The sequence below is a fragment of the Pseudomonas sp. Pf153 genome (genome assembly GCF_001269775.1).
Taxonomy (GTDB): Bacteria; Pseudomonadota; Gammaproteobacteria; order Pseudomonadales; family Pseudomonadaceae; genus Aquipseudomonas; species Aquipseudomonas uvaldensis.
This window is the reverse complement of the sequence record NZ_LHVL01000009.1, coordinates 380,258-394,475: the sequence shown is the minus strand read 5'-3', so window position 1 is coordinate 394,475 and position 14,218 is coordinate 380,258. Positions and strand designations below refer to the sequence as shown.

The window sequence follows — 14,218 nt, the reverse complement described above, 5'->3', positions numbered from 1 at the left end:
ACGGCCCTGCCATGACAGCGCTTCAAGCAGACATTTTTCATTCCTGACGCACCCGCATGTCCCAGTCGGAAAGGATGGTTCGCAGGGATTGATGAGTTGAAATCCGAGGCTCCCATCCCGTGATCTGATGCAGCCTGGCATGGCTACCACAGACGCGACGCTGGCTGACCGCGCGTAGGCGCGAAGGGTCCTGGGTCAATTGTATTTCGACCTGAGCGATATCCGCGAGTTGTTCAATCAGGCTGCGAACACTTTGCTCACGGCCCGAGCAGATGTTGTAGATTCGACCGGACGCTCCTTTCTCCAGCAAAGCGAAGTAGGCTGAAACTACATCGTCAACGTCGAGGAAGTCGCGGGTAACATCGATATCGCCCACGGCGAGTTGCGGCGCCTGCAGGTTCTGCTGGATACGGCATATCTGCCGTGCCACGCTGGAAATGACGAAATGTTCTTTCTGCCCGGCACCGATGTGGTTGAACGGACGCGCCACCACGACCGGCCAGCCTTCACTGATTCCCCACTGCAGGCTCAACAGCTCTGCCGACAGCTTGCTGACCGCATATGGGTTGCACGGAGCGGGGGGCTGGTGTTCGGTAATGGGAAAACCATCATCACGAACCTGCCCATAGACCTCTCCCGAACTGACGTACAGAAATGTCCCGGTAAAACCCCGTGCCTTTAGGGCCTGGAGAAGATTCAGTGTGCCCAGGAGATTGATTTGTAGAGTACGTGCGGGGTCGCGGAAGGCTTCGGGAACAAAAGTCTGGCCCGCCAGGTGAATGACGGCATCGGGGAGCTCTGGCCACAGACCTTCCAGGGTCTTGCTGTCCGTCAGGTCGTAGCGAGCAGCCACGGGCATTAATTTCCAAGCTGAATCGGGGGCATTCAGACGAGACGCGATATGACGGCCTACAAAGCCGCCAAGCCCCGTAACGAACAGACGTTTTTTCAAGCATCAGCCCTCTTGATGCAAAACTTCGTCTGTCGCGAATAAGTAGGAAGTTTCCGTAAGTTCGAAGAAACCTTTCCTTAGTCAGCCCCAGATGAAGCGTTTTTGTTTTAGTTGTTTGGGTATCAATTTGTGCCAATTTCACGACAATTTCAACAGCGCAGACCGTGACTGGGCAGTTCTCGTATTTATAGCTGGTTTATTCACGCCGAGCGGTTCACGAACAGGCCGCGGATATGTTTAGAATGCCCCTCGACACGATGCCTCCAGGTTTCGATCCTGAATCGAGCAGGGGCATGGAGGTCACTAAAAACAAGAACGAGACGGGTGGGTAGATAATCGAGCAAGGCGGCTACGTGCCGGTTCGCTTCGTGACTCGACCGTCATTAAATGGAGTTGCCGGGATGGCGACTTCATGATGAGGTGCCATGAACTTCATTCTTTACTCGGACGTAAACGATCACTCCATCAGCCATAGCCTTGGTCGTCCTGAGTACAGTTACTACTTTGTGCTCAAGGCTTATCGTCCCGTGCTGGAAAGTCTGGGGCAGGTGCATGTGGTGGCATCGGTTGCCGAGGTCGATCCGCTGTATCAAACGCTGCGGCAAGCCGGACAGGAATGCCTGTTCCTTTCATTTTCACCGCCGCACAAGACGCCCACCGACCTGCTGTGTCCGATGGTTTGCGTGGTGGCCTGGGAGTTCGACTCGATTCCGGCCGAGCACTGGGACGGCGATCTGCGTCATGACTGGAGCCGCACGCTGGCCCGGCATGGCCGGGTCATTACGTTGTCCAGTCATACGGCCGAGGCGATTCGCAGGTCGCTGGGCGAGGATTTTCCGGTGCTGGTCCTGCCAACGCCCCTTTGGGAACGCTTCGCGGCGATTCGTGAACAGTACCCGAGTTCGCCGGTCAATCCCGGCACCGTCCTGCAGATCAAGGGGTGCATCATTGATAGCCGTCCCCTTGGCCTGTCGGCCGACGGCTTGATCGCGCCGCTCATTGAAGAAGAGCCGGTGGCGGAGCCTGATGTACCCGAAGCGCCCGAGGCGATTGACCAGCAGCCGATTGCCGAACCGCCGTCACCCACCTGGCGACGACGTGCATTCATCAGTCGACATTACCTGCGCGAAATCATCCGCGCCTTCTCCGCCGGGAACGAGCAGGGCCCGCTTTGGCTGATCAAGCACAACCTATTGTGCTGGTATCGCGAAGCGGTTCGCGACCTGGTACCGGTGCCTGTGCGTATCGTGGCGAGCAAGACCCTGAGGGGACCCGTTGCGCCGCCAGTGCCGGACGTTGTCGAACCACCTCCACCCACACCTCTTGCTCCACCCGAACATCCTCAAGCGGTGCTGCCGGACACCAGCCAGGTCGTTGAAACCGAGGTCAGTGGAGTGGTGTATGTCAGCGTGTTCAACCCCGATGACGGCAGAAAGAACTGGCATCACATCATCACTGCATTCTGTTGGGCCCTGCGGGACGTCGAGGACGCCACGCTGGTGTTGAAAATGACCCAGAGCGATCTCTCGACCTATTACGTCGAGTTGCTCACGGTGCTGTCCCAACTGTCGCCGTTCAGTTGCCGGGTCGTGGTGATGCACGGGTTTCTGGAGGACGAGCAGTTTGCCCGGCTGTACGGTGCGGCGAGTTTCTACGTCAATGCCTCCCGTTGCGAAGGGTTGTGTCTGCCCCTGATGGAGTTCATGTCCTGCGCCCGGCCGGCGATCGCGCCGGACCACACGGCGATGCGTGACTACATCGACGCCCAGGTGGCTTTTATCGTCAAGTCCAGCCGTGAGCCGACCATCTGGCCGGAGGACTCGCGCATTTTGTACAGAACACTGCGCCACCGGCCCGACTGGGGGTCGTTGAAGCTTGCCTACCAACAGAGCTACGCCCTGGCCCGACACCAGCCCGAGGCCTACCACGTCATGGCCGCGGCCGCGAACGAGCGCATGCGTGACTATTGCGGCTTCGACCCGGTGCAGCGACGCTTCGCGAATTTCCTGGCGCTGCCGGACTGCGACGATTTGCTGCCAGACGTGATCGAGGCGGGGGCCGCCTCATGCTGATCATCATTTATTCGGAAACCAACCAGAGCAACATCCTGGAAAATCTCGGCAAGCCTGAATACAGCTATTACTTCGTGCTCAAGGAGTTTCGCCCGGTGTTGGAACGCCTGGGACGGGTGGTCGAGGTGACACGGCCGGACGACGAAGTGGATCGGCTTCATGCCCAATGCCAGGAACGCGGCGAAGGGTGTGTATTCCTGTCGTTTTCTCCACCGCACCGCACCGCTGTCCACTACGCCTGTCCCACGGTTCCGGTGTTCGCCTGGGAATTCAGCACCATTCCCACCGAGAGCTGGCAGGGTGAGCCCCGGCATGACTGGCGAACGGTTCTTCGTGCGACCGGCATGGCGATCACCCATTCCAGTTTTACCGTCAACACCGTTCGGGAAACGATGGGCGCGGATTTCCCTGTCCTCGCCATCGCCGCGCCGGTCTGGGATCGCTTTGCTGCCCGCGGTGCGATGCTGGCGCAAAGGCCGACGGTCGAGCACATGCGCCTGCAACTGCGCGGCCTGTTGATCGACAGCCGCACCACCGACCTGCGACCCTACGGCCCGCCGTCCCATCGGGCTGGCACCCCCGTGACGCTTGACGGCCCGGCGCAGGACTGCGAATTGCTGCTGGACGGCGTGATCTACACCTCGGTGTTCAACCCGTACGACGGTCGCAAGAACTGGAAAGACATGATCAGCGCGTTTTGCAGCACGTTTCGGGATGTTTCCGACGCGACACTGGTGCTGAAGCTGACTCACCACGATGTCGCCGAAGCGCTCAATGACATGCTGCACCATGTCTACAAGAACCAGTCGTATCGCTGCCGCATCGTGCTGATCCACGGGTATCTGGCGGACGCGGACTACGAGCGGCTGGTGGAGGCCACCCGCTATGTGGTCAACAGTTCCTACGGCGAAGGGCAATGCCTGCCACTGATGGAATTCATGTCCTGTGGCCGGCCTGCGATCGCGCCGCTGAATACGGCGATGGCCGATTATATCGATCACGACAATGCGTTCGTGGTGGACTCCACCGAAGAGCTGACCGCCTGGCCTCATGACCCCCGCGCGGCATTTCGTACCCTGCGCTATGTCACGGATTGGGACTCGCTGTGTTCAGCCTATCGCGCCAGCTATGACGTGGCGAAGAACGATCCCGAACGCTATCGCCGCATGTCGGCCCAGGCAGTGCGCAGCCTGGAGAAATTCTGCAGTCAGGCTAACGCCGAGCAGCGTTTGCGAGGCTTTCTGGAGCAGTTGCCCGAGCGTACTCGGAACGCGCAGCAGCCATGATCCAGCGATTGCTTACCTGGTTCAGGCCCCCCGTTGAACCCCCTCCGCCAGCGACGGTGGCTGTTTCGCCTCGCGATGTGGGGCTCTACGATGCGATGCTCGATGGCTGGTTTCGCAGCGAAACCGGCGAATTGCTAAAGGGATTCGCCATCACCGCCGAGGATACCTTGCTGGATGTCGGGTGCGGCGAGGGGGTGGCGACGCTGTTCGGTATGCGCCAGGGGGCGTCAGTGATCTTTACCGACAGCGAGTACGACAAGGTGCGCGACCTGGCCCGTCGGGTGGAAGACCATGCCAGGACGAGCACAACGCCGTTCCTGGGATTGGTCAGCAACAGCCTGCCGCTACCCTTGGCCGATGGTTGTGCAAGCAAGATCGTGTGCATGGAAGTCCTTGAACATGTCGACCAACCGGCGCCGTTCATGGCCGAACTGGTGCGCATGGGGCGTCCGGGGGCGCAGTATCTGCTCAGCGTGCCGGCGCCGGTGGGCGAGCGTTTGCAGCAAGGCATCGCGCCGCCGGCTTATTTCCAGACCCCCAATCACGTGCAGATCTTCAACGCCGAGCAGTTTGCCGCGCTGGTGGAGGGCGCCGGGCTGGTCATTGAACACCGCCAGGCCAGCGGCTTTTTCTGGGTCATGGGCATGATCTTCTTCTGGGCCAGTGAACGAGCGGCAGGGCGCGTGCTCGAAGGCGCCGTTCGGGACCGAATCCAGGCCCCGTATCCGCCGCTGATGCAGGCGTGGGCGAGCGCCTGGCAGTCCCTGCTGGCGCAACCCGATGGCCTGGCGATCAAACAGGCACTCGATGGGTTCATGCCCAAGAGTCAGGTCATCATTGCCCGTAAACCCGACCTTTCATCCGGGGGCCAGTCGTGAACAGCAAGCGAATCATGGACATCGAGTTGCTGCGTGCCGTTGCCGTGATGGGCGTGCTGTTCCATCACATACAAGGCATGCCGTTCCCGGGGGGATGGCCAGGCCTGGCGGCCCTGTCCGGTAGCTTCCAATTGTGGTGGGGCGTGGACCTTTTCTTCGCGATATCGGGCTTCGTCATCGGTCGTAGTTTGATCCCGCAACTGCGCGGTTGCGACAGCTCCCGGCAATTCTGGACCGTCACGCGTGCGTTCTGGATTCGCCGGGCATTCCGTTTGTTGCCGTCGGCCTGGCTCTGGTTGCTGCTGGTGCTGCTTGCGGTGTGTTTCTTCAACCGCTCCGGTGCGTTCGGTAGCGTGCAGGCCAACGTCCAGGCCACCCTGGCCGGTGTCCTGCAGTTTGCCAACCTGCGCTTTGCCGACGCGTTCATGCGCTATGAATACGGCGCAAGCTTCGTGTACTGGACGCTCTCGCTGGAGGAACAGTTCTATCTGATCCTGCCCCTGCTGGTGTTCGTTTCGCGTCGGTACCTGGTCTGGGTGTTATTGGCGGTGGTGCTGGTGCAATTCTTCACCTGGCGTGCGGTGTGGTTGTCGGTCATACGCACCGATGCCCTGGCGCTGGGGGTGTTGCTGTCTATCTGGAGCCTGCGTCCCGGTTATTGGCGATTCGAGCCCAAGTGGTTGCGCCGGCCGGGGCTTGGCGTGGTGTTGCTGGCAGGCCTCGGTAGCATCATGGCCTGGCTTGCCACCGAGCAGTTCAATCTGTCGTTCTACCGTCTCGGGGTCATCGCCGCGCTTAGCGCCATACTGGTCTGGGTCGCGTCGTACGACCAGGATTACCTGCTTCCCCGAAGCCCCCTGAAAACAGCGCTGGCCTGGGTCGGCAGCCGTTCCTACGGGATTTATCTGATCCACGTCCCGGTATTTTTCCTGCTGCGCGAACTGTGGTTTCGTTTTGCACCCTGGGGGTCGCCGGACATGTCCAGCCATCCGTGGCTGGCCCTGGCCTGTGGTTTGTCGCTGATCGGACTGCTGAGCGAACTCAACTATCGGCTGGTGGAAATGCCCATGCGTAATCGTGGCGCTCGCCTGGTCGAACGCCTTCGAGTCGCTCGTTCCGTCCTTCCCGTCTCTGGAGCCCCTTCATGCTGAGCCTTTTGAAGAAACTCACCACGGGCACGCCCGCGCCCGCAACGCCGGCGGCTGACAAGGTCGATCCATACATGCTGGGGCTGCACGATGCGATGCTCAGCGGCTGGTTCAACCAGCAGAGTGGCGAACTGTTCACCGGCTTCCCGGTGACCCCTGAGGATACGCTGCTGGACGTAGGCTGCGGCGATGGGGGCAACGTGCACTTCTGCGGCATGCGTGGCGCGAAAATCATCATCGCCGACATCGACGCCGCAAAAGTCGAGGCCACGCGCCAACGCTTGAGCGATACGCCGGCGCGAGACATCGAGTGCTACGTGACCGACTGCAATCCGTTGCCCATCGCCGATGGTACGGCTACCCGCGTTGTGTCCACCGAGGTGATCGAGCATGTCGACGATCCGGCGCAGTTCCTTTGCGAACTGGTACGCGTCGGCCGGCCCGGTGCGCTGTACCTGTTGAGCGTGCCGCACCCCAGCTCCGAGGAATTGCAGAAGGACATTGCCGCACCGGAGTATTTCCAGAAACCCAATCACATCCGCATCATCGGTGAGGAGCAGTTCAAGGCGATGGTCAGCGAGGCCGGCCTCGAAGTGTTGAGTCATAGCCAATATGGCTTCTACTGGTCAATGTGGATGCTGCTGTTCTGGGAGGCCAAGGTCGATTTCAGCAATGCCGATCATCCGCTGCTCAATCATTGGGCCGACACTTGGCAAGCGGTGCTCGACTCGCCTCGAGGCGCGCAGATCAAGCAGGCCCTGGATGGGGTGGTGGCCAAAAGTCAGGTGATCATCGCCCGCAAGCCTTGATCGCTGTCTGATTCCCCATAAAATGCCGCGGGGTGCCGGTACGGGTCCCCCTTGGTATCGATGCGACGCGCAATTCAGTGAATTCTCATGAGCTATTTATCCCGGCTGTCGCTGGCGCTCGCCGTTTTACTTTTATCGGGTTGTGAGCAACCTCCGGCTCGCCCTCTCGATCAGCAGCTGTACATCTGGCAACGCCAATGGATCCCGGCCCACGGGCCGGCGCTGCGCCAGAGTCGCGAGGATTTTTCCGGACTGCGGATATTGGCGCTGCAGGCTTTTCCACAGGCTGGCTGGAGCCGGGCGCGGATCGATGCGGCGTTGCTCAGGGCTGATGGTCGACCGCTGATTGCCGTGATTCGGCTGGATGGCCAGCTCAGGGCATTGGATCAGGACGAAATCGTCGCGCAGATCCAGCAGGTCCTGGAGGACTGGCGGGCCCAGGGTTTGGCGCCGACCGGGGTAGAGATCGATCACGACGCCGGTAGCGCACGACTGCCGGCCTACCGGATATTCCTGGCCCGGTTGCGTCAAACCCTGCCGGCCGACCTGCAGCTGAGTATCACCGCGCTACCGGCCTGGCTCGACAGCCCTGTGTTGCCCGGTTTGTTGGAAACGGTGGACAGTAGCGTGCTGCAAGTTCACGCAGTCAGCGATCCGCGGCAGGGACTGTTCGACCCGAAGCAGGCCAGGCGTTGGGCCGAACGCTGGAGCCGTGTCACAACGCGACCTTTTTATCTGGCCTTGCCGGCCTACGGTGTGGCGCTGTTGAGCCAGGAGGACGGCGCGGCGGTGGTGGAAAGCGAGGTGCCGATCGACCGGGGCGGCGAGCGCAAGGAGTTACTGGCCGACCCGCAACAAGTGGCCGGGCTGACCGCCGGCCTGCGGGCCGATCCGCCGGAACATTTGGCCGGCTTGATCTGGTTCCGCTTGCCCTTGAGTGGCGACCGGCGTGTCTGGAGCCTGACAACCCTGGGGGCGGTAGCCCGCGGAGACAAACTCGAAGGACACCTGGGGCTGGAGCTTGAAGAGAAGGGCGGTTTGTCCGACATCCGCCTGGTTAACCTGGGAAATCTCGACAGTCCCTGGCCCCGGCGCCTGACGCTGGCCGCCGATGGGTGTGATGGTGTCGACGCCCTGGCCGGTTACACGTTGCAACAATCTCCCGGACTGCTTACCTTCACCCGCATTCAGGAGGGCCGCCTGGCCGCCGGTGCCCGGCGTCCTGTCGGCTGGGCACGCTGTACAAAAATTGAACAAGGAACTTTCAATGTCCACCCCTAAATGGCCTCATTTTCTGCTCGGCCTGAGCCTCAGCCTGCCATTGAACGTAGCATTGGCTTGCGGTCCGGAATTTCCCGTGCGCCTGCTGGATAACCGTGCCCAGTCGCTGAGCGAATTGCCCGAAGGCAGCTTTCGCTTCGAGGTCAGTCGCCTCGGCAAGGCCATCGCCGGGCTCAAGCCGGCCAGCGAGGCGACTCTGAACCCGGACTACAACTATGACGATCAGCCTGCCTACGTCGTCCAGCGCGACCAGGCCGAACGGATTGGCCTGACTCCGCCGCAGCAAGCAGTGGTGGAACGGGTTCGGGCGTTGAACGATATCGAACAGGTCGCAGCCGAAGCCGCTAATCTGCCTGCCGAGCTGCGCCTGTATGCCATCGGCGCGGCGGCGTTCAATCTCGGTGAGCATCAACAGGCGGCGCAGGCCTTTCAGCAATTGCTGGCATTACCGGCCGACCAGCGCCCGCTGCGCAGTACTTGGGCCGCATACTCCTTGGGCCGGTCGTTGTTCGCGATGAGTACCGAGGCGGGACGCGGAGAGCCGGCGACGTTGCGTGAACAGGCGAGGGCGGCGTTTCGCCAGGCCCGCGAACTGAGTATCGGCGGCTTCAGCGACCCGCTGGAACTGGGTATCGCCAGCCTTGGCGAAGAAGCCAGGGTGGCCTATACCTCCGACGACTGGGACAGTGCCATTGAGTTGTACGCGAGCCAGCTACTGCAAGGTTCGCAGGTCGGCTACAGCTCGTTGTTGTACCTGGCAGTCGACCTGACGGGGCAGCCGGACGAGCGCCTGGACTCGCTGCTCGAAAACCCAGGAGTGCAGCGGCTGCTGACCGGTTATCTGCTCAGTCGGGTCGGCTGGTGGGATGGCGAGGAGCCGTCAGGGGAAAAGCGCCTGGTCCAGCGGCTGCAAGCCAGTACCCGTGGCAGCCTGGACAACGCCGACCGGCTGGCGGCGGTCAGTTATCAGCACGGCGATTACGCCAGCGCCAAGGCTTTCGTGGACAAGGCCGGCGACACTGGGTTGGCTTGGTGGGTACGGGCGAAGCTGGCATTGCGCGACGCTGATAAAGCAGCGGCGGCAGCGGCCTATGCCAAAGCGGCCCAGGCCTTTCCACAAGAGGAAACGTGGGGGGGCCGGCGCAACGCGGATTGGGATTACGAGGTCGTACAGCCCAAGTGCCGGATCGAGGGCGAAAGTGCGATTCTGGCGCTGCAACGGGGCGACTATCTGCAAGCCTTCGATCAGCTTTATCGTGGCCAGAGCAATTACTGGTACGACGCCGCTACCGTCGCCGAACGGGTGCTGACGGTGGATGAGTTGAAACAATATGTCGATCAGCAAGTCCCGGCTCCGCCGCCGTTGAGCCAGCAGGACCGTGACAATTACGTGCCACTACCGGTGGCTGCGAGCCTGCGCAACCTGTTGGGTCGCCGCTTGCTGCGCGAAGGACGCTACGACGAGGCTCCGGCGTACTTCGATAACACCGATCTGCAGGAGAAAGCCCGGACCTACGGCCAGTTGCTCCAGCAGGCCGAGTCCAAGTGGTGGCCGACCCGCCGGGCCGAGGCTTATTTCAATGCTTCCTGGATAGCGCGCCGATGGGGCATGGAACTGCTCGGCTACGAGATGGCCCCGGACTATGCGTCCTTGGGGGGCAGCTACAGTCTTGAGCCAGTCGAGCTGAAGGTCGGGCCGCTGGTGGCCGAGGGTGAGGTGCAACGCCAACAAGCCAGCGCCGCCCAGCCAGACATGCGCTATCACTACCGTTTTGTCGCCACGGCGTTGGCGAGTCGGGCGGCGGACAACCTGCCCCATACCAGCCAGGCGTTTGCTGCGGTGTTGTGCAAGGCCGTGGGGTATAACTCCAGCCTGGAAGATCAGCGCGCGTTGTATCAGCGGTATGTGAAGGAAGGGCCTTACGTGACCTGGGCCGGGGATTTCGGTCATCAGTGCCAGGAGCCGGATTTCCGCAAGGCGGACAAACGTTATGCGACCCAGGCCCTGGAGTCGATTCGTTCAACACTTCGGCCCTACAAGTTCTGGCTGCAGGCCGGTGGTGTGGTGTTGGTGATCGCGATAGCGCTGGGGTTGATCAGTCGGCGCCGGCGCAAGAACCGGGTATAACCAGCGCGAGGTGAGTGCCCCGGCTTTGGGAGCGGGCCTGCTCGCGATAAAGCGATCGCGAGCAGGTGTTGCCGGGGGTTGACTCCGCTACATCTGCGTCGCCATTCCCTCCACGTTCATCGCCGCCTGGCGTAACGCCTCCGAGCGGGTGGGGTGTGGGTGACAGGTCAGGGCGATGTCTTCGGCCGAGGCGCTGAACTCCATGGCTACGCAATATTCCCCAATCATCTCACTGACGCTGGGACCCACCAGGTGCACGCCGAGAATCTGGTCGGTCTGCTCGTCGGCCAGCACCTTGGCGAAACCTTCGGTCTCATGGTTGATTTTCGCCCGGCTATTGGCCGTGAATGGAAATGTGCCAACCTTGTAGGCGCGGCCTTGGGCCTTGAGCTGTTCCTCTGTCTTGCCGACGCTGGCCAGTTCCGGGCGGGTGTAGATGACGCTGGGAATCAGCTCATAGTTGACCTCACCGGCCTTGCCGACGATCTGTTCGACGCAGGCCATGGCCTCGTCTTCGGCCTTGTGCGCCAGCATGGGGCCGGACGTCACGTCGCCGATCACCCAGATGCCAGGCGCTTCGGTGCGATGGTGCTTGTTGACAAGCATGCCGCGTTGATCGGTGCTCAATCCGACATTTTCCAGCCCCAACCCTCGAGTGTAAGGCCGACGGCCGATGGCGACGAGCACGTAGTCGGCCTCCAGTACCTGCATCTCGCCGCCGGTTGCCGGTTCGACTTCCAATTGCACGCCATTTGCCGAAGTGACGGCGCGGGTGACCTTGGCTCCCAGCTTGAATTGGATGCCTTGTTTGCCCAAGGCCCGCTGCAGGGTTTTCGCGGCTTCGACATCGGTGCCAGGGCAAATGCGATCCAGGTATTCCACGACCGTTACCTGGGCGCCCAGCCGCCGCCAGACCGAGCCCAACTCCAGGCCAATGACGCCCGCGCCGATCACCACCAGATGCCGCGGCACTTCGCTCAGGGAGAGGGCGCCAGTGGAATCGAGGATGCGCTGGTTATCGATCTCCACCCCCGGCAGGGGCATGGGTTCGGAGCCGGTCGCGATGATGATGTCTCTGGCGCCCAGCTGGGTTTTGCTGCCGTCGTCGCCGGTGACGGTCACCTTGCCCGGACCATCGATATGGCCCCAGCCTTTGATCCAGTCGACTTTATTCTTGCGAAACAGAAACTCGATGCCTTTGGTAAGGCTGGCTACGCTTTCGTCTTTCTGTTTCATCATTTGCGAAAGATCGAGGGTCGGGCTGACCTGGATGCCGAGCCTGGCGAATGCCGGACCCGTGGCCGCTTCGTAGAGTTCCGAGGCGTGAAGCAGGGCTTTGGATGGCATGCAGCCAACATTCAGACAGGTGCCGCCCAAGGTGGCCCGACCTTCGACGCAAGCAGCCCTCAAGCCCAGCTGGCCGGCCCGAATCGCCGCGTTATAGCCGCCGGGCCCGCCGCCCAGAATGACCACGTCATAATTGCTCATCTCAGCACTCCCGCCCGGTCATAAAAATTACGTTCGTAATATGAGCGTTTTCGACAATTACGGTCAAGGCTTCAAAGGAGGTCCGTGGCGAACAGTCCATGAAGAAATCAAAACAGAAATTTCACAGAAACCGTTATAGGGTAACGTCCTATAACGAAGCGGCCATGGTTTTGCCCACAGGCCCGATTTTGATCCCGTGAACGCTGGGGTGGTATGCAGATCAATTTAGGTGACGAAGGGGGGAGGGCGGACGGATTACCGCGCTTCCAGCGAGCGCAGTTCCAAGGTCGGCGCTTGAAAAGTATGGCCTTGTTGCTGGGCGTGCTGGCAGGCATGGGCCTGGTGCTGGCATTTTTTATCGGACTGTTTGCACCGCAATCGTTATGGCCGGCACTGCTGGCAAGCCAGTGCGCGGCCTTGGTGGTGCTGGTGGCGGGCTTGCAATCGGCCTGGTGGGTGACGCAGTGGCGTACCCGGGTCCTGTCGCCGGTCGCAGATAGCTCGGCCACTGTCCCGCAGTCCCTCGAAAATCCTGGCTGGTATGAACGGTTGCTCGAAGGTATCAGCACCCGTTGCGTTCGCCTGCTGGGTTATATCGGCGCGCCCGCGTTGTGGCTGTTCGGTTGGGCTGCGCTGGTGCTGTTGATTCTGGAGCAGGCCTGGAACCTGGAATTGCCACCCGCCACGCTGGGTGTCTCAGCAAGCATCGGCGCGATATGTTCTTTATTGCTGGCGTTCGGGTTGCTGGTTTTCGAACGCCAGTTGGGACAGCAATCCATCCTTGAGTGGCCTGAGGCACCGCCGCTGGCACAGCTGACTCGGCTGGCAATCATTGTTCTGGTGTTATGCGCGCTTTGCCTGTTGTTCGCCACGCAAACGTCCCTTTGGCCGGTTCGCATGGCGGTGCTGGCAGGGGTGTTGCCGGGAGTGGTGGCGATGGAGTTGCTACTCAGGGCGTTGCTGTCGTTGTTCAGTCCACGCCGGGACGCGCTGGAGCCAACCCTGCTGGCTCGCAGTGTCATCGCCGACCTGCTGCGCTGGCCGCCGCGACCCTTGCAGGCGTTGCAGCGTGAGTTGTACAGCCGTTTCGGCATCGACCTGCGGCAGGCCTGGGCTTTCAGCTACATGCGTCGCGCCTTTTTTCCGGTGCTGGTACTGGTCTCGCTGGTGGGTTGGCTGTTGACCGGCGTCCATGAAGTACCGATGCAGGGCCGTGGTATCTACGAGCGATTCGGGGAACCGGTGAAAGTCTTCGGTCCGGGCCTGCATATCGGGTTGCCCTGGCCGTTGGGTCGGGTGCTGAGTGTCGAATATGGGGTGGTGCACGAATTGGCTACTAGCGTTGGCAACGAACGCACGCTCGTACAAGCCGAACCGGCGGAGGGGCCCGCACCAGAGGTTGCCAACCGGCTATGGGACGCAAGCCATGTGAACGATAAATCCCAGGTGATTGCCAGCCGCCGCGCCGACCAGCAGAGCTTCCAGATCGTCAATATGGATGTGCGTTTCATCTACCGCATCGGCCTGGACGACGCCGCGGCCCTGGCGGCGACATACCACAGCACCGACGTGCCCGCGCTGATTCGAAGTACGGCCAGCCGGATCCTGGTACACGAATTTGCCTCACGCACGCTGGACGGTTTGCTGGGTGCGGACCGTATCAGCCTGGCCGATGAGATCGGTCGTGCGGTTCAAGCGGATTTGCAGGCGCTCGATAGCGGCGTGGAAATCCTGGCCACGGTGGTGGAAGCGATTCACCCACCGGCAGGTGCAGCCAATGCTTATCACGCGGTACAGGCGGCCCAGATCAGCGCCCAGGCGCTGATCGCCCGGGAACGCGGCGCTGCGGCGGAGCAGACCCAACAGGCGCAATTGCAGGCCGCCATGGCATATGACCAGGCTCAAGCCAAAGCCCATGAAGTCAATGCCACCGCCCAGGCCGGCGATTTGCGCTTCGATGCAGAACGTAAAGCCTATGCCAGCGCAGGCCACGCGTTTGTGCTGGAACAGTACTTCAGCCAATTGATTCAGGGGCTGGGCAACGCAAGGCTCTTGATCCTTGACCATCGCCTGGGCGGCCGTGCAAACGCGCCGACCATTGATCTGCGAACCTTTACGCTACCGGCGGACCCTGCCTCGCCGCGTAATCTTGCCCAGCCAGGAGCTGCCCATTGAG

10 protein-coding genes are annotated in these 14,218 nt (G+C 61.4%); 8 read left to right on the top strand and 2 right to left on the bottom strand.

Annotated features, from left to right (window positions below; all coding sequences use genetic code 11):
- Positions 1 to 37 precede the first annotated feature (37 nt).
- Positions 38 to 952, bottom strand: coding sequence for a GDP-mannose 4,6-dehydratase (locus AD666_RS06730; RefSeq protein ID WP_053149160.1), 915 nt, complete (start codon positions 950 to 952; stop codon positions 38 to 40).
- Positions 953 to 1,377: 425 nt separating this feature from the next.
- Here AD666_RS06730 and AD666_RS06725 point away from each other — a divergent pair, with 425 nt between their 5' ends.
- The 7 genes from AD666_RS06725 (at position 1,378) to AD666_RS06695 (ending at position 10,554) form a co-directional block, all read left to right on the top strand.
- Positions 1,378 to 3,024, top strand: a complete 1,647-nt coding sequence (locus AD666_RS06725) for a glycosyltransferase (protein ID WP_053149157.1) — start codon at positions 1,378 to 1,380, stop codon at positions 3,022 to 3,024.
- Positions 3,018 to 4,310, top strand: coding sequence for a glycosyltransferase (locus tag AD666_RS06720; RefSeq protein WP_053149149.1), 1,293 nt, complete (start codon positions 3,018 to 3,020; stop codon positions 4,308 to 4,310). Before AD666_RS06725 ends, AD666_RS06720 begins: the two co-directional genes overlap by 7 nt.
- A complete protein-coding gene (locus tag AD666_RS06715; protein ID WP_053149146.1) occupies positions 4,307 to 5,188 on the top strand; it encodes a bifunctional 2-polyprenyl-6-hydroxyphenol methylase/3-demethylubiquinol 3-O-methyltransferase UbiG in 882 nt (293 codons plus the stop codon). The genes AD666_RS06720 and AD666_RS06715 overlap by 4 nt, the downstream gene beginning before the upstream one ends.
- Positions 5,185 to 6,339, top strand: a complete 1,155-nt coding sequence (locus AD666_RS06710) for an acyltransferase (RefSeq protein ID WP_053149143.1) — start codon at positions 5,185 to 5,187, stop codon at positions 6,337 to 6,339. Before AD666_RS06715 ends, AD666_RS06710 begins: the two co-directional genes overlap by 4 nt.
- A complete protein-coding gene (locus AD666_RS06705; RefSeq protein ID WP_053149140.1) occupies positions 6,333 to 7,145 on the top strand; it encodes a class I SAM-dependent methyltransferase in 813 nt (270 codons plus the stop codon). The genes AD666_RS06710 and AD666_RS06705 overlap by 7 nt, the downstream gene beginning before the upstream one ends.
- An 87-nt stretch (positions 7,146 to 7,232) precedes the next feature.
- Positions 7,233 to 8,426: a DUF3142 domain-containing protein gene (locus tag AD666_RS06700; protein ID WP_053149137.1), complete on the top strand. Its 1,194-nt coding sequence runs from the start codon at positions 7,233 to 7,235 to the stop codon at positions 8,424 to 8,426.
- Complete coding sequence (locus AD666_RS06695) at positions 8,413 to 10,554, top strand: hypothetical protein (protein ID WP_053149134.1); 2,142 nt, start codon at positions 8,413 to 8,415, stop codon at positions 10,552 to 10,554. The genes AD666_RS06700 and AD666_RS06695 overlap by 14 nt, the downstream gene beginning before the upstream one ends.
- A gap of 87 nt (positions 10,555 to 10,641) precedes the next feature.
- On the opposite strand, the gene lpdA is transcribed toward AD666_RS06695, so the two are convergent.
- Positions 10,642 to 12,042, bottom strand: coding sequence for a dihydrolipoyl dehydrogenase (lpdA, locus tag AD666_RS06690; protein WP_053149130.1), 1,401 nt, complete (start codon positions 12,040 to 12,042; stop codon positions 10,642 to 10,644).
- Between the two features lie 213 nt (positions 12,043 to 12,255).
- Here lpdA and hflK point away from each other — a divergent pair, with 213 nt between their 5' ends.
- Complete coding sequence (gene hflK / locus AD666_RS06685; protein ID WP_053149127.1) at positions 12,256 to 14,217, top strand: protease modulator HflK; 1,962 nt, start codon at positions 12,256 to 12,258, stop codon at positions 14,215 to 14,217.
- The last annotated feature ends 1 nt before the right edge of the window (position 14,218 follow it).

What these genes read in the sequence shown, in the direction of transcription:
- lpdA (WP_053149130.1), bottom strand. Translation starts at nt 12,042, where the DNA reads ATGAGCAATTATGACGTGGTCATTCTGGGCGGCGGGCCCGGCGGCTAT.
- AD666_RS06715 (WP_053149146.1), top strand. Translation starts at nt 4,307, where the DNA reads ATGATCCAGCGATTGCTTACCTGGTTCAGGCCCCCCGTTGAACCCCCT.
- hflK (WP_053149127.1), top strand. Translation starts at nt 12,256, where the DNA reads ATGCAGATCAATTTAGGTGACGAAGGGGGGAGGGCGGACGGATTACCG.
- AD666_RS06720 (WP_053149149.1), top strand. Translation starts at nt 3,018, where the DNA reads ATGCTGATCATCATTTATTCGGAAACCAACCAGAGCAACATCCTGGAA.
- AD666_RS06700 (WP_053149137.1), top strand. Translation starts at nt 7,233, where the DNA reads ATGAGCTATTTATCCCGGCTGTCGCTGGCGCTCGCCGTTTTACTTTTA.
- AD666_RS06705 (WP_053149140.1), top strand. Translation starts at nt 6,333, where the DNA reads ATGCTGAGCCTTTTGAAGAAACTCACCACGGGCACGCCCGCGCCCGCA.
- AD666_RS06695 (WP_053149134.1), top strand. Translation starts at nt 8,413, where the DNA reads ATGTCCACCCCTAAATGGCCTCATTTTCTGCTCGGCCTGAGCCTCAGC.
- AD666_RS06725 (WP_053149157.1), top strand. Translation starts at nt 1,378, where the DNA reads ATGAACTTCATTCTTTACTCGGACGTAAACGATCACTCCATCAGCCAT.